Annotated in this window: 16 protein-coding genes; 9 read left to right on the top strand and 7 right to left on the bottom strand. The window is 29.4% G+C overall.

Features of this window, described 5'->3' with window-relative positions; genetic code table 11:
- Nucleotides 1-168: 168 nt before the first annotated feature.
- A complete protein-coding gene (locus Q6H37_RS21880) occupies nucleotides 169-1,317 on the bottom strand; it encodes a methyl-accepting chemotaxis protein (protein ID WP_318736590.1) in 1,149 nt (382 codons plus the stop codon).
- A 276-nt stretch (nucleotides 1,318-1,593) separates the two neighbouring features.
- Here Q6H37_RS21880 and Q6H37_RS21875 point away from each other — a divergent pair, with 276 nt between their 5' ends.
- Genes Q6H37_RS21875 through Q6H37_RS21865 form a run of 3 tightly spaced genes read left to right on the top strand, consistent with a single transcriptional unit; the run spans nucleotide 1,594 to nucleotide 4,421 of the window.
- Nucleotides 1,594-2,553 carry an efflux RND transporter periplasmic adaptor subunit gene (locus Q6H37_RS21875; RefSeq protein ID WP_318736588.1) on the top strand — a complete coding sequence of 320 codons (960 nt, stop codon included), beginning with the start codon at nucleotides 1,594-1,596 and terminating at the stop codon, nucleotides 2,551-2,553.
- A gap of 23 nt (nucleotides 2,554-2,576) precedes the next feature.
- Entirely contained in the window at nucleotides 2,577-3,239 is a 663-nt protein-coding gene (locus Q6H37_RS21870) for an ABC transporter ATP-binding protein (RefSeq protein WP_318736586.1), read from the top strand.
- A 12-nt stretch (nucleotides 3,240-3,251) separates the two neighbouring features.
- Nucleotides 3,252-4,421 carry an ABC transporter permease gene (locus Q6H37_RS21865; RefSeq protein ID WP_318736584.1) on the top strand — a complete coding sequence of 390 codons (1,170 nt, stop codon included), beginning with the start codon at nucleotides 3,252-3,254 and terminating at the stop codon, nucleotides 4,419-4,421.
- Between the two features lie 59 nt (nucleotides 4,422-4,480).
- Here Q6H37_RS21865 and Q6H37_RS21860 read toward each other — a convergent pair whose 3' ends face one another.
- A complete protein-coding gene (locus Q6H37_RS21860; protein WP_318736582.1) occupies nucleotides 4,481-5,341 on the bottom strand; it encodes a YitT family protein in 861 nt (286 codons plus the stop codon).
- Between the two features lie 545 nt (nucleotides 5,342-5,886).
- Between Q6H37_RS21860 and Q6H37_RS21855 the strand changes: the two genes are divergently transcribed.
- Both Q6H37_RS21855 and Q6H37_RS21850 read left to right on the top strand, forming a co-directional pair.
- Nucleotides 5,887-10,206 (top strand): acyl-CoA dehydratase activase-related protein, encoded by a 4,320-nt coding sequence (locus Q6H37_RS21855; RefSeq protein ID WP_318736581.1) that lies wholly within the window; start codon nucleotides 5,887-5,889, stop codon nucleotides 10,204-10,206.
- Nucleotides 10,199-10,798, top strand: a complete 600-nt coding sequence (locus tag Q6H37_RS21850; protein ID WP_318736579.1) for a TetR/AcrR family transcriptional regulator — start codon at nucleotides 10,199-10,201, stop codon at nucleotides 10,796-10,798. Before Q6H37_RS21855 ends, Q6H37_RS21850 begins: the two co-directional genes overlap by 8 nt.
- Before the next feature lie 38 nt (nucleotides 10,799-10,836).
- Here Q6H37_RS21850 and Q6H37_RS21845 read toward each other — a convergent pair whose 3' ends face one another.
- A complete protein-coding gene (locus Q6H37_RS21845; RefSeq protein ID WP_318736577.1) occupies nucleotides 10,837-11,895 on the bottom strand; it encodes an HD-GYP domain-containing protein in 1,059 nt (352 codons plus the stop codon).
- A 299-nt stretch (nucleotides 11,896-12,194) separates the two neighbouring features.
- A complete protein-coding gene (locus Q6H37_RS21840; RefSeq protein ID WP_318736572.1) occupies nucleotides 12,195-12,671 on the bottom strand; it encodes a spore coat protein in 477 nt (158 codons plus the stop codon).
- A gap of 169 nt (nucleotides 12,672-12,840) precedes the next feature.
- On the opposite strand from Q6H37_RS21840, the gene Q6H37_RS21835 reads away from it, so the two are divergent.
- Nucleotides 12,841-13,992, top strand: coding sequence for an MFS transporter (locus tag Q6H37_RS21835; RefSeq protein ID WP_318736571.1), 1,152 nt, complete (start codon nucleotides 12,841-12,843; stop codon nucleotides 13,990-13,992).
- A gap of 422 nt (nucleotides 13,993-14,414) precedes the next feature.
- On the opposite strand, the gene Q6H37_RS21830 is transcribed toward Q6H37_RS21835, so the two are convergent.
- The gene (locus Q6H37_RS21830; RefSeq protein WP_318736569.1) at nucleotides 14,415-14,858 is read right to left on the bottom strand and encodes a hypothetical protein; all 444 of its coding nucleotides are present in this window, start codon (nucleotides 14,856-14,858) and stop codon (nucleotides 14,415-14,417) included.
- A 444-nt stretch (nucleotides 14,859-15,302) separates the two neighbouring features.
- On the opposite strand from Q6H37_RS21830, the gene Q6H37_RS21825 reads away from it, so the two are divergent.
- The 3 genes from Q6H37_RS21825 to hisC all read left to right on the top strand — a co-directional run bounded on the left by Q6H37_RS21825 (nucleotide 15,303) and on the right by hisC (nucleotide 19,759).
- On the top strand, nucleotides 15,303-17,393 hold the full coding sequence (locus Q6H37_RS21825) for a sigma-54 interaction domain-containing protein (RefSeq protein WP_318736567.1): 2,091 nt from the start codon (nucleotides 15,303-15,305) through the stop codon (nucleotides 17,391-17,393).
- 177 nt (nucleotides 17,394-17,570) lie between these two features.
- Entirely contained in the window at nucleotides 17,571-18,632 is a 1,062-nt protein-coding gene (gene buk / locus Q6H37_RS21820) for a butyrate kinase (RefSeq protein ID WP_318736565.1), read from the top strand.
- 26 nt (nucleotides 18,633-18,658) lie between these two features.
- Nucleotides 18,659-19,759 (top strand): histidinol-phosphate transaminase, encoded by a 1,101-nt coding sequence (gene hisC / locus Q6H37_RS21815; protein WP_318736557.1) that lies wholly within the window; start codon nucleotides 18,659-18,661, stop codon nucleotides 19,757-19,759.
- 90 nt (nucleotides 19,760-19,849) lie between these two features.
- Here hisC and pdaA read toward each other — a convergent pair whose 3' ends face one another.
- The gene (gene pdaA / locus Q6H37_RS21810) at nucleotides 19,850-20,749 is read right to left on the bottom strand and encodes a delta-lactam-biosynthetic de-N-acetylase (RefSeq protein WP_318736556.1); all 900 of its coding nucleotides are present in this window, start codon (nucleotides 20,747-20,749) and stop codon (nucleotides 19,850-19,852) included.
- 107 nt (nucleotides 20,750-20,856) lie between these two features.
- Nucleotides 20,857-21,549 (bottom strand): DUF3298 and DUF4163 domain-containing protein, encoded by a 693-nt coding sequence (locus Q6H37_RS21805; protein WP_318736554.1) that lies wholly within the window; start codon nucleotides 21,547-21,549, stop codon nucleotides 20,857-20,859.
- Between the last annotated feature and the right edge of the window lie 9 nt (nucleotides 21,550-21,558).

The following is a 21,558-nucleotide window of genomic DNA, read 5'->3' as shown; positions in this document are numbered from 1 at the left end:
GTTTTATTGCATTGCTAGTATTATTTTAACATTTATAGTTTGCTTATATATTAATAGTAACACTTATGTGAAAAAAGTGTACATAATTAAACAAGTCAAAATAAAAAACTTACAAAGTTAAAAGATAACACTCAATTAGCTTTGTAAGTTTTTTTATTAAACAAAGTATTAAAGACTATGTGCAATTTTATTTAATTCTTCACATGTAGAGGTTATTTCTTCTATGCCTGCTGTAATTTCTTCTGTAGCAGCAGCTTGCTCTTGGCTAGCAGATAAAGAACTTTCACTTTTTTTATTTGATTCATCTACTTTTGCTATTATATCTTCTGTTAATTTTGCAATTTTAGGTATTGTACTCTTTGATTGATCAGACAGTCTTCTAATTTCATTAGCAACAACTCCAAAGCCTCTTCCAAATTCTCCAGCTCTTGCTGCTTCTATGGAAGCATTTAGACCTAACATCTTAGTCTCATCTGCAATTTCTTTTATAAAATGTGAGACTTCGTTAATTTTTTCTGATAAAGCAGTTATCTCATTAATAGTAGTATTAAGATTTTGTTGGTTAGCATGTATTTGGGATGCAGAGGCTGCTAATTCTTGGATAGTAGATGATATTCCAGTAAGATTGTTTTCGAGATTAGAGGACATGTTGCGCAAATTTACAGCAATTTCTTTTGGTGTAGTGACACTAAAAGCAGCTACCACTTCATTAGTATCTTCATCAAATAATGGATAAGCCGATAACCTAACTGGAACTCCATATTCTAGACTATCAATTTCTTCTGCCTGAGTTTTTTTTGATTTTATTGCTTTACTTTCAATGGAATTTTCATTAAGGGAAACGCCTTCTTTTAAAGAAGGTATATCAAATTTTTGAGATGATTGAGTAAGTATAATTTTATTTAGATCTGTTAATCTAAGCTGAACACCTTCAGAAAACATTTCAGATAACATTGGTGCAAAGTCTGGAAATGCTTTTACTACTGGATGCAATTTTGGAATTGCCATAGAAAAAGCTCCAATAGAATTACCTTGTTCATCTATGATGGGGATGGAAGAAATAGTTAGTCTCGTACCGTAAACAGAACGAGGAACATTTTGAGACATGGCTCTTTTTTCACGAATAGCAGTCATAGTAGTACTATTATGGTCTAGTTTAAGTCCAACATAAAATACATTAAGGTCAAGATTGTCAGAATACTTTACCCATGTCATGGTATCTCCTTCTATAATACCATAAACTACACCTCCAGGTATTAAGTTTGCTTCAAATTCAGTAAATGTTTTTAAAGCATCTAATGATTGTTTAGAAATCATAATGTCAACTCCTTTTAATTTAGAAATTTACCAATTATAGTGAAATTTTTAATATAATTTTGCTGATAGATTAAGCTAAATATAACCATTTTTAAAAATATGTACTCTATATTATCTCGTTTGACATTGTTAATACTTTAACCCAAATTATCCATTACATAGAAGAAATACATTTTATTTGTTTAATGAAATTAAGGAAAAGTTAAGGTTGTAATGTCATAATTGATTTCGTAGTGAGGTATATTAAATTAATTATTATAGAGAGGATAGATGATTATGAAAAAGGTAACCATTAGTATAATGTTAGTAGCTGTGCTAGGAGTTAGTGGAGTTGGAGTATATAAAAATATTACAGCTAAAGCAGCAACTGTAAGCAAAACTTCGCAGTTTTCTAAAGTAAAGGCATCAATTCAAAGTATTAAAAAGTCAGTTTCAGGTTCAGGTAGTGTTCAGTCTTCAGAAACACAAGTTATTAAATCTGTTAGTAAGGATACTGTGGACTCTGTTCTAGTAAGTAAAAATCAGGCGGTAACTAAAGGGCAAGAGCTTATAACATTTAAAAATGGAAGCGATGCTATATTAGCACCTTTTGATGGTGTTGTAAGTGATATAAGTGTAGCTGTAGGTGATAGTATAAATGCATCACAGCAGCTTATAACAGTGTTTGATAACAAGAATTTTTATACTACTATATCAGTAGATGAAACAGATTTACCGAGTTTAAAAATTGGTCAAAAGGCAGATATTAAAGTTAATGCTTATTCTGATGAAAAATTTACAGGAACTATTAAGGACATCAGTCAGCAGGGAACCTATTCTAATGGAGTGTCAAACTTTGATGTAATAATAGAATTTGATAGCATAGATAATATTAAGGTTGGAATGTCTACTGAAGCTACAATAATAACTGAATCTAAGGATAATGTAATAGCAGTTCCTGTAGAAGCAGTAAAGGATATTAAGGGTCAAAAATATGTAATGCTACCTAAAAATGATGGATCAACTACATTGCAAAAGGTTGAAGTGGGAATTAGCAATGGAAGAATGGTAGAAATAACTAATGGATTAATAGCTGGACAGGAAATTGAAATACCACAAGTACAAATTTCAAATAGTAATTCGTCTAAGATGAAAGGTATGGGTGGTTTTCAAATGATGCAAGGGGGAGGATCAAGAAGCAATAGTAAATCCTCAAATAACCAGGGAAGTGGAAAAAGTAGTACACAAGGAAATTAGAACTTAGGGAAAGGGGAAAACTAATGATTGAAATTAAGGATTTAAGTAAAGCTTATATCATGGGAGATACGGAAGTAAAAGCTTTAGATAATATAAATTTAAGTATAAAAGAAAATGATTTTGTTTCTATTATAGGTCCTTCAGGATCAGGAAAATCCACATTAATGAATATAGTAGGATGCTTAGATGTTTCAGACTCAGGAAATTATATCTTTGATAATATTAATGTAGAAAAAGCCAGCGAAGCTGAATTGACTAGAATTAGAAACAAACAAGTAGGTTTCATATTCCAAAACTTTAATTTGCTTAATAAATTAAATGCAGTGGAAAATGTAGAAGTGCCTCTTTTATATAGAGGAATTAGTGCGAAGGAATGTAGAAACTTAGCAATGGAACAACTTGAAAAAGTAGGTCTAAAGGGAAGGGAACACCATAGGCCTAATCAACTTTCAGGAGGCCAACAGCAAAGGGTAGCTATAGCAAGAGCATTGGTTGGTAAGCCAAAACTTCTTTTAGCAGATGAACCAACAGGTGCATTAGATAGCAAAACTAGTAAAGAAATTATGGAACTTATAAAAGAACTGCATAAAATGGGACAAACTATAATAATAATAACTCATGATCCCAATGTTGCTAAACAGGCAGAAAGAGTTATTACTATTGAAGATGGAAAATTGTATGCATAGGAGGGAAACTAAATGGGATTTTTTCAAACATTAAAATTGGCCATTAAAAATATACGAAGTAATAAATTAAGATCTGCCCTTACTATGATAGGCATAATTATAGGAATTTCTTCAGTAATAGTGTTAGTTGGAATGGGAAGTGGTTCTACAAAACAAATAACTTCACAAGTACAATCCTTAGGTACAAATCTTATTTCAGCAAATACATCTAATAACAATGGGAGTAAACAGTTCACTCTTGATGATGTGAAGAATGTAGAAGCTATACAAGGAGTAGATAAGGTAGCACCTATTATTTCCACAAGTACAACAGTTAAGGTGGATAAAAATTCGCAAAATACTTCAGTAACCGGAACTACTAGCAATTTTCTTGATATAAGAAATATGACTATTAGTGAAGGTAGATTTATTGCAGATTTAGATGTGGATTATAGAGGAAAAGTAGCTGTTTTAGGTTCAAATATTGCTTCAGAGCTTTATGGATTTACAGATCCTGTAGGAAAAAGTGTTGACATAAAAGGTAATACTTATGAAGTAGTAGGAGTTTTGAAGTCACAGGGAAGTTCTATGGGAAATAATACTGATGATATGGTAATTATACCATCAACTACTGCTATAGGACTTTCAGGGACTAGAAATGTTCAAAATCTCTATATTAAGGCATCAGATCAAAACAATGTTGATGCTTTAACTAACGAGATAAATGTATATCTTAATAATTTCTTTAAATCTACTGATAATAACAATAGAGTTATGAGCCAGAAACAATTATTAGATACTATGAGTTCAATAACCAATACCATGACATACTTATTAGGTGGAATAGCAGCAATATCATTAGTTGTAGGTGGTATAGGAGTAATGAATGTTATGTTGGTATCAGTATCAGAGAGGACAAAGGAGATAGGAATTAGAAAAGCTTTAGGTGGATCAAGAAAGGACATATTAATTCAATTCCTTATTGAAGCTCTAGTTTTAAGTTCATTAGGCGGAGTAGCAGGTGTATTATTTGGACTAGCATTAGGTTGGGGAGTTACAGCTGCAGGAATGTCAATGAGTTTTTCTTTACCAATAGTTATAGTAGCATTTTCATTTTCTTTAGCAGTAGGTATTGTATTTGGTATATTCCCAGCATATAAAGCGTCAAAGCTTAAACCTATTGATGCATTGAGATTTGAATAAATATACAAAACACCGCAGAATTCTAAATTCTGTGGTGTTTTAATGTAAGTACATAAAATTTACAAACTAGGTTTAAATCCCTTTCCATGAATTTCGGAAGTATCTGAAATAGAAATAAAGGCTTTTTCATCTACAGAAGTAACTAAATTTTTCAATTCAGGTAGTTGAGAAAGTGGAACAATACAATAAAGTATCTTTTTAGTATCCTTATTATAGGCACCTTCTCCATAAAGATAAGTAACCCCTCTATGAAGCTTTACCATTATGAGTTCAGATAATATTTCTTCTTTTTTTGTAATAATAAAAACAGCTTTTGATTGATTAAAGCCTTTTACTACATTGTCAAGGACAAAAGAAGTTATATACATAGCTATTAAAGTATATAAAGCACTAGGTAATCCAAATATAAAAGCACTAATACTTACAATAACTAAATTTATACCAAAAGATATTTTGCCTATATTAAGGTTGGAATATTTTTTTCTAATTAACATGGATACTATATCAAAGCCTCCTGTAGAACCTCTGTGCACAAATACTAGTCCAAACCCAATTCCATTAACTACACCACCATACAGGCATAAAAGCAAATTATCATTTATATTTAGAATATTTGATATAGGGTGAGTTAATATTAATGATAAAGAAAATGCCAAAGTTCCTACTAAAGAATATAAAGTGAATTTTTTATCCAGTTTAATTATGCTTAATATGAATAAAGGAAAATTTAATAAAAGTATTACATATCCTGCTTGAATTTTAAATAAATATTGAAATATAAGTGCTAATCCTGTAACTCCTCCACTTAAAAGTTTAGCATGAATTAAAAACATGTTTACACCTATTGAGCCTATAAAACTTCCAAGTATGATAAATAAAAAGTCAATTAAATAAATTTTATTTAAGAACTTTATATCCATTTTGCAATCTCCTTTTAATTATTTATTATTACAATTTAGATTATATAGCACAAAAATAAATAATCAATAAGAACTTCTTTATAATTTTAAATATTTAGATTAAATGGTATTAATTAGTGATGTGGATTATATTGATAAAAAGTAAATTCAAATAATATATTTAATATATTTTGGAAAAAAACAAAAAAATATAAGTATACATATATTAGGAATAATTTTACTTTAATGGAAACAAGGTTAAAAGGGGGAAAGATATATTATTAAATTTAAGGCGAATAAATAATTTATAAATTAAAATAATGTATAAGAGAAGATGGTAAAATTTGAGTACTATAATATAAGTTGTGAACTTTTAAAAATGGATATTTTCAATTTGCAGTTAATTATAAAAATAGAAAATGTTTTAATTATATTGAGTATAAAACCTTGTATTGACAGTAGGCTTTTTAAGATTTAAAATAGAATAAAATAACATTTTAAATGGCATTTGAAATATCATTTGAATTTTAAATGCTGTTGAATATGGAAAATTTGGAGGAATATTTATGAATAAATTGTTTCATGTAGGTATTGATGTTGGGTCTACTACAGTTAAAGTTGCAGTTTTAAATAACTTCATGGAACTTGTATATGGTAAATATGAGAGGCATTTTTCTGATATAAAGAAAACGGTAAAAGAAATCCTTACTGACGTTTATAAAGAATTTAAGGATAGTGAAATAACAATAACAATAACAGGTTCTGGAGGAATGTCTCTTTCTAATTCCGTGGGTATAACTTTTGTTCAGGAAGTTATAGCAAGTACAAAAGCTATACAAACTTATAATCCACAAACAGATGTGGTAATAGAACTTGGTGGAGAAGATGCCAAGATCACTTATTTGAAAGATGGAATAGACCAAAGAATGAATGGCACTTGTGCTGGAGGAACAGGTTCTTTTATAGATCAGATGGCTTCTTTACTTAAAACTGATGCTGCAGGATTAAATGAATTAGCAAAGAACTATAAAACAATTTATCCTATAGCAGCAAGATGTGGAGTTTTTGCTAAAACTGATGTTCAACCTCTTTTAAATGAAGGTGCCTTAAAGGAAGATATTGCAGTGTCCATACTTCAGGCTGTTGTAATTCAAACTATAAGTGGACTAGCGTGTGGAAGACCAATAAGAGGTAATGTAGCCTTTTTAGGAGGACCTTTATTCTTTCTTTCAGAGCTTAGAAAAAGATTTATAGAAATGCTTAAATTAAAAGATGAGCAAGTAGTTTTTCCTGAAAATTCACAGCTTTATATTGCCATAGGAGCAGCTTTAGCTTCAGTTGATGAAAGAAAAATATCTTTTAACTCTCTTATGAGTAGATTTGAAAATTTAAAGAATATTTCTATAGATGAATCTGATAGATTAAGACCACTCTTCAAGGATAATGAAGAGTATGAAGCTTTTAGAAAAAGACATGATGTTCATTCAGTAAAAAGAAAAGATTTATCAGATTTTCAAGGAGACTGTTTCTTAGGAATAGATGCTGGATCAACTACTACAAAAGCATCACTTATTGATAATGAGGGAAATATACTTTACACTCATTATTGCAATAATGAAGGAAGTCCTCTTAGATCTACTGTTAAAATATTAAAAGAACTTTATAGCATTATGCCTAAAAAAGCTAAAATTGTAAATTCTGCAGTAACAGGTTATGGAGAAGCTCTCCTAAAAACTGCCTTGAAGGTTGATATAGGGGAAATTGAAACTATAGCACATTATAAAGCAGCAGCTTTTTTCTGTCCAGGAGTAGATTTTATATTGGATATTGGTGGACAGGATATGAAATGCTTAAAAACAAAAGATGGGGTTATTGAAAGTATACTTTTAAATGAAGCGTGTTCTTCTGGATGTGGTTCATTTCTAGAGACTTTTGCAAATTCACTTGGTATGGGTATAAAGGATTTTGCAAAGGAAGCTATATTTTCACAAAAGCCTGTGGATTTAGGGTCTAGATGTACTGTTTTTATGAATTCTAGAGTTAAACAAGCTCAAAAGGAAGGAGCTTCTGTAGGAGATATTTCTGCAGGTCTATCTTACTCCGTTATCAAAAATGCTTTGTTTAAGGTAATAAAGATAAGAAATCCTAAGGAAATAGGAGAAAAGATAGTTGTACAGGGAGGAACTTTTTACAATGATGCAGTATTAAGAAGTTTTGAACTTTTATCTGAGAGAGAAGTTATTAGACCAGATATTGCTGGAATAATGGGAGCCTTTGGAGCGGCTTTAATAGCTAAAGAAAAATATAAAGAGAGCTATATAACTAAACTCTTAAATATAGACGAATTGAATGAACTTAGTGTAGAAACAGGTATGGCAAGGTGTGGATTATGCGCAAATAATTGTTTACTTACCATAAATAAATTTGGTAATGGAGAAAAATTTGTATCAGGAAATAGATGTGAAAGAGGAGCAGGTAAGGAAAAGAAAAAAAATTTGCTTCCAAATTTATTTAAATACAAATATGATAGACTTTTTCAATATAAACCTTTAAAAGAAGAAGAAGCTAAAAGGGGAATTTTGGGTATACCAAGGGTCCTTAATATGTATGAGGATTATCCATTTTGGTTTGCTTTATTTACTGAACTTGGTTTTAGAGTAGAATTATCCTCTAGATCTTCAAAGAGGATATATGAAAAAGGAATTGAGACCATACCTTCAGAATCCGTATGTTACCCTGGAAAAATGGTTCATGGTCATATTATGAATCTTATAGAAAAAGGTATAAAAACTATTTTTTATCCTTGTATTACTTATGAAAGTAAAGAGCAAAAAGAAGCAGACAACCATTATAATTGTCCTATTGTAATATCATATCCTGAAGTAATTAAAAATAATGTAGATGCTATAAGAGAGCAAAATATAAAATTTATAAAACCTTTCTTGCCTTTGCATAATAAAAAGGTATTGATAAAAAGGTTACTGGAGGAACTTAAAGAATTTCATTTAAGTGAAAAAGAGGTTAATTATGCAGTAGATAAAGCATGTAAGGAACAAGAAAGCTTTAAAGAAGATATTCGAAAAGCTGGTGAAAATGCTTTAGAATTTATTAAAGAAAAAGGGATAAAGGGTGTAGTGCTTTCAGGAAGACCTTACCATATAGACCCAGAAATAAATCATGGAATACCAGATTTAATTAATGGACTTGATATGGCAGTGCTTACGGAGGATTCCGTGGCTCATCTTGGACATGTTGAGAGACCACTTAGAGTAGTAGATCAATGGGTATATCATTCTAGACTTTATGCTGCAGCTAGTTTTGTTGCTACTCAGAAGGATTTAGAACTAGTTCAGTTAAATTCCTTTGGTTGTGGATTGGATTCAGTTACAACAGATCAAGTACAGGAAATATTAAATGGTAACTCAAAGATATATACATCTCTTAAAATTGATGAAGGAAATAATTTAGGGGCTATAAGAATAAGACTTCGTTCACTTAAAGCAGCAGCAGAAGAAAGAGAAAATAGTGGCTTTAAGCTTAAAAAGGTTGAAAACAAATATAAAAGAATAATATTTACTAAAGAGATGAAAAAAAATCATACGATTTTAATTCCAGAAATGTCTCCTGTGCATTTTCAATTTTTAGAGGAAGCATTTAGACAATCTGGTTATAATGTAGTAGTACTTCCATCTCAAGATAAAAAAGCTGTAGATGAAGGTTTAAAATATGTAAATAATGATGCTTGTTATCCAGCAATAATTGTAGTAGGACAAATCATAGAGGCATTAAAATCAGGTAAATATGATTTGAATAATACTTCGGTTATAATATCTCAAACTGGAGGCGGATGCAGAGCTACAAATTACATTGGCTTTTTACGTAAAGCATTAAAAGATGCGGGTTTTTCAAATGTTCCAGTAATATCTTTGAATGCTAAAGGTATGGAAAAAAATCCTGGGTTTAAAATTTCCTTGGGACTACTTAATAGATCTATGATGGCACTTACTTATGGAGATTTACTTTCCAGGGTTTTATATAGAGTTAGACCTTATGAAATTGAAGAAGGTTCAGCTAATGGGCTTTATGAAAAATGGGTGGATGTATGTAAAAGATCCTTGAAAATGGCTTATAAAAGTACATTTAAGCATAATATTATATCTATAGTAAAAGAATTTGATAATTTAAAAATAAATAATAAATTAAAGCCAAAGGTTGGATTGGTAGGAGAAATTCTTGTTAAATTTCACCCAACAGCCAATAACAATGTAATAGATGTATTAGAAAAAGAAGGGGTAGAAGTAGTAGTACCTGATCTTACAGATTTTCTATTATATTGTGCTAGTGATTCAGAGTACAAACATAAATATTTAGCAGGAAAGAAACTTCCTGAATTATTAGGAAAAGCAGCTATAGCTGTCATTGAATTTTATAGAATGACTTATAAGAAGGCCATAAGAAAAAGTAAAAGATTTACTCCTATTGAATCTATAAAATCTATAGCAAAAGGAGCTTCAAGTATTGTTTCTTTAGGTAATCAAACTGGAGAAGGATGGTTTTTGACAGGAGAAATGGTAGAGCTTATACAAAGTGGAGTTAAAAATATTGTTTGTATGCAGCCATTTGCATGTTTGCCTAACCATGTAACAGGTAAAGGTATTATGAAAGAATTAAAGAGGGTTTATAAAGGAACAAATATAGTTGCAATAGATTATGATCCTGGTGCCAGTGAAGTAAATCAATTGAATAGAATAAAACTTATGCTTTCCACTGCATTTGAAAATTTAAAAGAACTCGATTCCACAGAAGAACAATATACATCTAAAGAATATTTTAAATATAAATGTGGTTTAAAAGGAGCTATCAATAGGAGTGATATAAATGGATAGCAAATGGGGTTGTAAGCAGTCCACTAGAGAAAGAATATTAGATGCTACGTTAAATATAATAGGTAATGAAGGATTTCAAAATGTTACTATTAAAAAGATAGCAAGTTTGGCGGAAGTTAATATAGCAGCAGTTAATTATCATTTTGGCAGTAAAGACAATGTAATTGATGAAGCTATGAAGGTGTTCTCTAAAAGAATTATGCAATGCTTTGAATTGTTAGAAGACAATGATGTTTCGCCAGAGGAGAGACTAAAAAATTTTTTGCAGAATTATTCAGATACAACTTTAGAATGTCCAGATGTATTTAGAAATATTGTAAATCATGGAGTGGGCAATTGCGAGATTGAATCTGATTATATGAAGTTTTTAAAAGATGCTGGATATAAGAAAATTTTAGATACATTAAAGGCTGTCGGCGTAGAAGGAAGTGACGAGGTATTACTTATGAAAGTTTTTCAAGCTCTTGGTGCTTTAGAAATTCCTTTACTACTGGGAAATTATACTGAAAAAATTTCTGGTATTGATTATAATGAAAAGCCTACTAGAAATGTGTATATAAATTTAATTTTAAAATCATTACTTTCTAAATAGTAAATTAAAAATAGAGCATTATAATGCTCTATTTTTAATTATGATACAACCAACTTTTCAACATATAAATCCTTTTCTTTTTTTAAATCAAGAAATTCTCCATCATCAAGTAATAGAGGGTTTGTCAAGTCTTCCATTTGAATTTGTATGATTTTACACAAACGTTTATCGTTCAATTGTACAGTTTCACCCATGAAAAAATTTACTACATGGTTTAAAAACATATTACAATAACTGGAATCAAGTTTTGTAAGGCTTTCTTCCTTAATAACTTTTAGAGCATCAAGAGGACCCGTAATTTTTTTAGAATATCTATTGGAACTAACTGTATCAAATAAATCTGCAATGGCTATTATTTTTGCAAATTTAGGAATTTTATTTCCTTTAACTTGAAGAGGATAGCCAGATCCGTCTATTTTTTCATGATGCATTATTATTGAGCGGCTTATAGAAGGATTTATACAAGGAATCTGATTTATAAAATGATAACTTATAACAGGATGAGTTTTATAAGTTTCATATTCTTCAGGAGTTAAAGAACCTTCCTTGTTCAATATATCCGTATCAATTTGAATTTTACCAAAATCATGTAGTATTGCTGCATAAGTCAATAAAGCTAAATCCTGTACGTCAAGACCTAACCATTTACCTAATATAAAACTAATAGCAGTTACGTTTACAGTATGTCTGTAAATCGGGTCACCTGCGCTGCCATAGAACAGGATGTTTTTTATAACTACGCCTGTTGATTTGAATTCTTCTTCGATTTTATCCATGAAATTTTTTATTTCAGCTAACTTAGGTACTTTTAAAGAGGATATATCTGTAAAAATATTTTCTAAATTTGATGAAAATTCGCTAAAGGTAGTTTGGAGTTCTTTTACTGTTTTTACTTTGAAAATAAAAGTTTCATCAGAATCTTTGTCTAATAGAACCTGTACTTTGTCAATAATATAGGCTTCTTTCAATTTATCTATAATGGGTTGAGTGATGACGAAACCTTTAGCTAATAATACTGTACCTTCAACTTTTATATCCATAGATGATACCATTCCTGGTATTAATTCGTTAATTGACAACAATTTTGTTTTCTGCATATTATAATCCACCCCATATTACTAATTTCTATTTAAATAAAATATTATTTAAACTAATAATATTACTAATTTAATTAGTAATATATAACATATATGTATAGTTTATCGTGATATTTTTATATTTCTAAATAGGTTTGACGAAAAAAAACAGTTTATTCGTGCATTTTTTTTATTTAAATTTAAATTTGAATTTAAACTGTGGATTTGCTTTATGAAAAATTTAAAAAAGCTAGTAAAGATCAGTGGAGGGTATCTTTACTAGCTTTTAATGAAGGATTAAGTTATTGATAAGAAAATATTTATTGAGGTGTATAATATCCTTTTTTATACATATAGTCAAATATTTGCTGTCCGTGTTCTTGTTCTTCTTTCTGAATATGATTTAGTACTTGACGAGCATTAGGGTCTTTAAACTCAAAAATTGTTGAATTGTAAGTTGAAGATACATATTTTTCTGTAGTAAGTGCATCTTGACAAAGATCACAATCTTTTTGGTTAAAGGCCATATTTGATTTATTTGTATTCATATTAACATTTTGGGTTTGATTTTGTTGTCCTTGCTGCCCTTGTTGATTTACATTTGGTACTTGACCATTTAACATAGTATTTATACTATTTAAATGTTGTCTTTCGTGCTGGCCTAAAGTTGTGAATAATTGTTTTAATTCTGGGTCTTGTGCTTCATTAGAATATGTAGTGTACTTTTTTATACATAACTCTTCATGTGATTTTTCATCATTTAATAACATAGTTTCCTTTTGTGTTAGAGCTGGCATACATTTATCCTCCTCATATGATAAAATTATTATTTGTTTTCAAAATATAGTATTAGTTATATAAAGTAAAATATACTGACAAATTTTTATAAAATATAATGATTTGATACTTCCTCCAGAATGTCTTATGTTGTATAATAAGTTGTAATTTTAAAACAGGAGGATACGCATGAATAAAGATTATAGAAATATGATAATTGTTTTTATAGGGTATTTTTTTTCTTCATTATTTTCGAATACATTATCACCTTTTATAACCACTATAAAAAATAATTATAATGTGTCATCAAATACTATTGCTATATTGCCATCGGTAGTTTATTTTGCATCATTTGGAATGAGTATATTAGGTGCTAGACTTATGCAAAAAATAGGTCTTAAGAAAGGATTGCGTACAGGCTTTTGTCTTACTATACTTGCAAGCTTAATAATTATAATTTCGAAGTCGTTTTATGTGCTTTTATTTGGATATTTCATATCAGGATTAGCAATAGGGATGATGTCTCTATTTTCTAGTACTATTCTATCAATACTTCCAGTTAAATATCAAAAATTTAGCCTTGCCAATGCATGCTTCGGATTAGGTGGAATTTTGATTTTGCCAATAGATAGGCTTATATTAAAGAATGAAATAAAATTTAATTATACATATATTATACATATATTATGCATGTGTTTTCTGATGATGCTTGTAAGAAAAATGGACATTCAATCATCATCTAGCAGTAAGCATCATGCTAAAGTTTCTTTTGATATAATAAAAAATCCATTGGTGATGTTCTTTTCCATTGCAATATTCTTTTATGTAGGAGCGGAAATATCAACAACCAATTGGACAGGTGGATTTCTTGAAAAATGTTATGGGGTTAACAAAGAAGAGGTTCCTAATATTCTCTCTGGTTTCTGGATTTTGTTTACTATAGGAAGAAGTATAGGAGACAAGCTTCTGGAAAAAGTAGGTCAATTAAAATTCCTTGCAATTTCTCCAGCAATATCTATTGTGGGTGTGATTATCATTTTAACTGGAACAAATAAAATTCAAGCTTTAGCAGGTCTTGCAATTATAGGCATATCTATAGCATTAATGTATCCAGCACTTCAAGGATATCTTGTACAGCATGTTGGAAAAGAAAATGTATATTCAGCTTCTGCTATTATAATGATTTTTAACTATCTTGGGGCCACATTTTTAACTTATATAATAGGTTTTGCAGGTGGAATAAATATTAAATATGTTTTTATAATTCAAATAATATTCTATGTATATATAGCACTAGTTTCGGTGAGATATTTAACTTTTAAAACTAAAAGTGTTCGTTAGTAAATGAGTGATAAATTTTAACAATATAAATATAATGCGACGTAAAGGTGTAGTGGAAGTTTGGATTTTAACTTTCATTCCGTGATATATGATAAGGGTATCATCACGGCTAAATGTATTAAGCAGAGAGCCAAAATCTACGATTTTGTGCGAATCGCTTACTCCTCTGAGGAAACGAAGAGGAGTTTCCAATTTAAAATAAAGCTCGAAATTTTTAAAAGCCTAAGAACTTTGTCAAACTCGGTTCCTTCAGACAGGACTAAAGTTCTAAGTCTTTTAAAAATTTTGATCTAAGAATAATGATAAAACAATTTAGCTAATGTGATGACACCCTTATCATATATCAGCCGGAATACAGTTGAAAGTTACTTCGCTTACGTCGCAATATGCTTATTATGTAAATTGTATAATAATTGATATTGCTAACAATTGTCTAGTAAGATTTCTAGTCTTTTTTTTAACACGTCATATATATCAGCACATTCATCATTAATTTTATATATTAAATGAATAGTATCTTTAATATCAGAATTTTTAGGGTGAACTATAGAGGATGTTGTTAAAGTATTTACCGAAGTAGATAAACCTGAAGAAGTTTGTGAAAGCAGGTATAGAATGTTCAACAATGGATTTATGCTATTAGTAATATATTGAGATTCGCAGGGGTTTAAGGGTAGCTTACATAATTCATCTTTAATAGAATTTATATCTTTTAAAGTATCTTGAATTTTATCAAGGTATTTATCTGTAGAATCTTCTGATTGTATATTTTCTTCTTCAGATTCTTTATTGAAGTCTTCTTCAACTGAAGATTCAGATAGTGGATTTGTTATTGGAACATGTTGACCATTTTGATTATCGTTCATAAATACCTCCTGCAACTAAAAAGCTTAATTTATCCGATCGATACCATTGCTAACACTCCCATCTTCTTTATATGAAACTCCTTCTTCTATTGTCGAAGGAGTAAGTGATTCGCACAAAATCATAGATTTTGGGTCTCTACTTAACTGTGGGATAAGCACTGCTACGTGTCTGGATAAGTTCTTCTAAGGTTCGGATGTAGAAGGTCATTCTCATAAGTAAACTCCATCTGAACCTAAGAATTACTTGATATATCATAATTAACTTGCTTAAATTCAATTTAAGATAGAGGGTAGATAGCTATGTATTTACTTTATGTAAATTTAGCTATATTAGTAATACAATTATATGCTTCAACATTAGCCAATAGTAGAAATTTAAGTAAAACTATAGTAAAATAACTAATTGTATAGAACAAAATGTATGGTATATAAAGGGTGAAAATAATGTTTAGAGAAATAGATAAAAAAAGGTTACTTATAATAAGTTACAGCGAATCAAGTGCAAATACTTATTATGAACAAATTAAGACTTTATTTTCTGATAATATAATTTTGGAGAAAATTTGTATTGATAGCGAAAAAATTAAAAATGGTATAGAAGCAGATTTAGTACTGGTTCAATCACAAGATGTTTTTAGATTTATTAAGCCTTATATGCAGAAGAAAACAGATGTAATTATAGCAACTAGGACAATTTCTAAAGCTGGTCTAGAAAAAGTTATGCAAATAGAGGAAGGAGCTTCTGTATTACTTCTTGATGAAACAAAAGAAATGGCAATGCAAATGATTTCAGTATTGTATCAGTTGGGAATAAGAAATTTGGATATAGAACCAGGATATCCTGGGAATAATGAGCAGATGAATAAAGACTATATTATTGTACTAGGTACATCTGCATATAATAGTTATTCTTGTAAAAAAGTTATTAATGTAGGTAATAGTCTTTTAGAGCTTAATACTATAATTGATATTGGAACAAAACTAAATTTAAGTGATATTTTACAAAGGCAAAATATTAGAGAAAGTTACAGAGAAATTGTCACTACAAATATTGGGTTATCCAATGTAATGGGATTATCCAATAGATTTGAAAGTGAGCTCGATATATTACTTCAAATTTTAGATGATGGTATCATAGGAATTGATGCTAAGGGAATAATACGTACTTATACTGAAATGGCAGAAAATATAATAGGTTATAAGAAAAATCAGGTCATGAACAAGCATGGTTTGGAAATAATGCCTGATATTCCATTTAAATTAGCATTAGAAAATTTAGAAGCAGTTAAAGAAAAGCTTATAAAAATAAATGGATATGATATAGTAGCATCGGTGCATCCTATAATTCATTCAGGAAAACTCTATGGAGCTGTTGCTATAGTTAGAAAGTTTAGTGATATAGAAAAAAACCAGCATAAATTGAGACAACAGCTTATTGGAAAAGGTCACATAGCTAAATATAACTTTCAAGATATAATAGGGGAAAGTGAAGCTATAAAAAAGTGTAAGAATATTGCAAAAAGGATGGCGAAATCAGATTCTTCCGTTATGATTACAGGAGAAACTGGAACTGGAAAAGAGATGTTTGCACAAGCTATACATAATAGTTCACAAAGGAAGGATTATCAATTTGTGGCGGTAAATTGTGGGGCTTTACCTGAAAGCCTTCTAGAAAGTGAATTGTTTGGGTATGAAGAAGGAGCTTTTACAGGAGCAAGAAAAGGAGGTAAACCAGGACTTTTTGAACTCGCTCATAATGGAACTTTGTTTCTTGACGAAATTGGAGAAATGCCAATAAACCTTCAAATGAGGCTTTTGAGGGTTATCCAAGAAAGGGAAGTAATGAGAATAGGTGGTGATAGGTTAATTAAAGTAAATATAAGAATAATAGCAGCCACTAATAGAAATTTAAAGGAAATGGTTAGAAAAGGTGAATTCAGGGAGGATTTATATTATAGATTGAATGTGCTTCCTTTAAAAATTCCACCTTTAAGAGATAGAAAAGAAGATATATTATTTTTAATCAATGAAATGAAAAATGAATTTAAAAGTAATTTTCATTTTACAGAAGCATCAAAAGAAATGTTAATTAACCATAATTGGAGAGGTAATATAAGGGAACTTAAAAATTATGTTGAGTATCTTGCTAATTTAGAATTGGATTCTATTGATGTAAAGGATTTGCCATTTAATGATGAGGTTGTTTTACATGAAGATATTTTAACTCATGATGAAGAAAAAATGGCAGAAGAATTTTTAGAATTAGCTGATGAAAAAATTGATAAATATATATTCATAATGGAAGAACTTAAAAAGAGCTATATTAATAAAACCAGAATAGGAAGAAGAACTTTATACAAAACTGCTAGAGAAAAGGGCTTTTTTATAAGTGAACAAGAAGCAAGATTAATATTAATTAATTTAGAAAAGTTTCTTATGGCAAAAGTGTATAAGGGAAGAGGCGGCAGCGTAATAACAGAGTATGGAATAAGAGTGCTTAAATATTTAAAAGTAGAAGTACAAGATTCTAAATAAATATTTATTATAAATGGTATTAATGGGATTTAGTTTTTAAATAATTAATACCATTTATTTTTGGGTTAAAAAACAAAAATATTAAAAATAATAAAAAATAGTAATATTTAATATATGGCACGATACTTGCTCATTAAAATATTTATCAAGTATTGCTATAATCAGGAGGGTAAAATAATGTACAAAATACTAGCAATAAATCCAGGTTCAACTTCAACTAAAATAGCTATTTATGATGACACAGAGGAATTATTTAAAACCACTATAGAACATTCTAGTGAAGAAGTGAAAAAATATGAAAACATAGCTGATCAATATGGTATGAGATATGAAGCTATAATGAAATTTTTAAAAGAAGTAGATTTTGATGTCAAAGATTTATCTGCAGTAGTTGGAAGAGGAGGAATTTTGCCTCCAGTTAAATCAGGGGCTTACAGAGTAAATGATTCTATGGTAGAAAGACTTGCTAAAAGACCTGTAGTAGAGCATGCTTCAAATTTAGGAGCTATAATTTCATATGCAATAGCAAAACCTTTAAACATACCAGCTTTCATATACGATTCTGTAGCTGTAGATGAATTTGAGGATATTGCAAGAATATCAGGACTTGCTGATATAAAAAGAGAGAGTTTTATTCATGCTTTAAATATGAGAGCTGCAGCAATAAAAACAGCAAAGAAACTAGGTAAACCTTATGAAAAATGTAATTTAGTTGTTGCTCATTTAGGAGGCGGAATATCTCTTACTGTCCATAAAGATGGAAAAATGATAGATGCTGTTACTGATGAGGAAGGACCATTTTCACCAGAAAGATCAGGTAGAGTACCTTGTAAGCGCTTAATAGAAATGTGCTATAAAAATGATGAACGCACAATGAAAAAGAAAATAAGAGGAGATGGCGGATTAATTTCTTATTTAGGAACCAATAGTGCATTGGATGTAGAAAAAAGAATTGAAAATGGAGATGCTGAAGCTAAATTAGTCTATGAAGCTATGGCATATCAAATTGCAAAAGCAATAGGAGAACTTGCAACTGTAGTAAAGGGAAAAGTTGATGCAGTAGTAATTACAGGGGGAATTGCCTATTCAAAAATGATGACAGAATGGATAAAAGAAAGAGTAGAATTTATAGCACCTGTAGAAATATTGACAGGAGAAAATGAATTAGAATCTCTTGCTTTAGGTACGCTTAGAGTTATAAAGGGAGAAGAAAAAGCACACGAATATGATTTAGATTAGATTTGATTTAGCATGGGGGGAAAGTTATGTCAAAAAAGTTATTTAGAAAGGAAGTATACTCAGCAAAGGCTTATGTTCCAGGAAAGCCAGTTGAGGATTTAAAAAGAGAATTAAAAATAGATAAAATCGAAAAGTTAGCATCAAATGAAAATCCGCTGGGACCATCACCTAAAGCAATGGAATATATTGAGAAGGAAATTAAAAATATCAATATGTATCCTGACTCTGCTGCGATAAAACTAAGAGAAAAATTAGCAGAGAAGCATGGTGTTAAAATTGAAAATATTGTAGTTGGCAGTGGTGGAGAGGAACTTATAAAAAATATTGCAGAAACTTTTATAAATCCCGGTGATGAAGTAATGATAGCTACTCCTACTTTTGGTAAATATGCTACCGATGTATCTTTTTTAGGCGGAATTGTGATTAATATCCCTCTTAATAAAGAATATAAACAAGATGTTGAGAAGATTATTGAAAGTGTTAATGAAAAAACTAAATTGATATTTATATGTAATCCTAATAATCCTACTGGAAACATAATGACTAAATTAGAACAGGAGTATTTAATAAAAAATTTACCACAGGATGTGGTTGTTGTATTTGATGAAGCTTATTATGATTATGCTATAAAAAATGAAGAATATCCTGAAACTTTAAATATATTAGAAGAAAGACCTAATACCATAATTTTAAGAACATTTTCAAAGGTAGCAGGAATAGCTGCTGTAAGGTTAGGATATCTTTTAACATCACAAGAAATTTGCGAAGCTATGTATAAAATAAAATTAACCTTTAGTGTAAATAGACTTGCCCAAGCAGCAGCTTTAGGTGCATTGGAAGATAAAGAACACATAGAAAAAACAGTGGAATTAAATTATAAATCTTTAGCTTTAATGGAAGAATATTTTGATAAAAATGGATTTGAATATATAAAATCAAGTGCAAATTTTGTATTTGTTAATGTAAATATGGATTCAAAGATAGTATTCCAAAAGCTTTTAGAAAAAGGAGTAATAATAAGAGGCGGATTTTTATGGGGCTGGAATAACTGGATTAGAGTAAGCACAGGGACTGTAGAGCAGACTAAAATATTTATAGATAGATTAGAAGAAGTGCTTAAAAACTAAGTTAAATAAAAATAAATTTTTATTTATGCGTAATATTTTGGAAAGGGAGTTGTTAATAAGAAATTTTTTAACAACTCCCTTATTATTATTTTATTTTGGTAGTTCATCTAAGCTTTTAAGCTCATATCCTTGATTTTTCCATTCTGTAATTACATCATCTAATATTTCGGCATTAGTTTTTGAAACTGCATGTAATAGTACAATGGCACCATTGTGAGTTTTATCCATTATACGTTTTTTTGCAAATTCATGGGAAGGTTGTTTGTTGATTTCCCAATCCATATAAGCAAAGCTCCAAAATATAGTTTTGTAACCAAGCTGTTTTGTATTGTATAGTGATAATTCGCTGTACTTTCCCATAGGTGGTCTGAAATATTTTGGCATTTTTTTGCCACCAGTAACTTTTTCAAAAGCTTCTTCTACCTCAGAAAACTCACTGTTGAATTTTTCAGTATTTGTTATAGAAGCCATGGAAAGATGATGTGAACTGTGATTACATACTAGGTGACCTTCGTTGACCATCCTTTTAATCAAATCTTCATTGGAATTAATATAAGGTTTAACAACAAAAAATGCTGCTTTTACTTTATGTTTTTTTAGTACATCTAAAATAGGGCCTGTATATCCATTTTCATAACCCTCATCAAAGGTTAAGTATAAAACTTTTTTTGAGGTATCTCCTAAATGATGGCAGGAGTATTTAGGTAAAAAACTTGCTGTTTCTTTAGGAGGTAGTGGTGGATTTTTATCTTTACGTGGTTGAAAATACCAATTATATTCTTTAGTGCTAATGCCATTTTCAGAATGGCTGATAGAATTTTTAAAAAATCTTGGTATATCCAATAATGAGTGTCTTTTATTTTCATAAATCGATTCATCATATATATTGGAATCTTTTAAATAAAAATCAGTTGTATTTTTGCTGAAATTAATTCCAGTTAAGCTATTAATAGTAAGCATTGATGCAAGAGCAGTACTTAATATACGCATACATTCACCTTCTTTTGTATAAACCAAATTTAAATATAAAAGTATTATGTGCAATATTATAGGTTAAATGAGCGTAAATATAGTACAAATGTGTATATTATTTGCAATCAATTTAAAAAGATAGGTTTTATATAATTTTTTAAAGTACTAAAAGGAATTTTAATTATAGGTATTTCTGATATATTAGGTGCGATTTCGTTGAAACCTAAGTATATTACAATATTTTCGTTGTCCAAATAAAAGGGCTGGTCATCTGAGATGCCTTTAAAATTAGTAACTGTACCAGGAAGATATAGCTCTTTGTTTTGAATTAAATATCTTTTTATTTCTTTATTGATGATTTGTTTATAAGAAACTCCTTGCTTGAATAAATCCTTTAGAGATAATGATTTGCCTGAATTTAAGTCGAAATTGTAAGAGGTTTTAATATATGAATGTTTTCCGTTAATAAACTCATAATAAAAAATAGTAATGCTTGTAATGTTATTTTTATTATAAGTGATACTATAATTGGTGGAAATAATAAAAGGAATAAATTTTTTACCTCCTTTATCAGCTTGCGTGCCATATTCATTAGCAGATTCCTCCATTTGATCTTTGAACTCCATAATATCACTTTTAATTGAATTGTTAATTTGATTTTCTATATTCTTATTTTTCATACCTTTCAATACTGGTATTTTTAAATCTTTTTTAATATATTTTTCTGTAGAGTTTATTTGCTGTGAATCTATTGTAATATTGTTTGAAATACGCATACAATTAGTGAATGGACAATAAAATGGATATAAATTATACAATATAAAAAC

It is taken from the genome of Clostridium sp. JS66, assembly GCF_033561535.1.
GTDB classification, from domain to species: Bacteria; Bacillota; Clostridia; order Clostridiales; family Clostridiaceae; genus Clostridium_AM; species Clostridium_AM carboxidivorans.
This window is presented reverse-complemented; position numbering and strand designations above follow the sequence as displayed.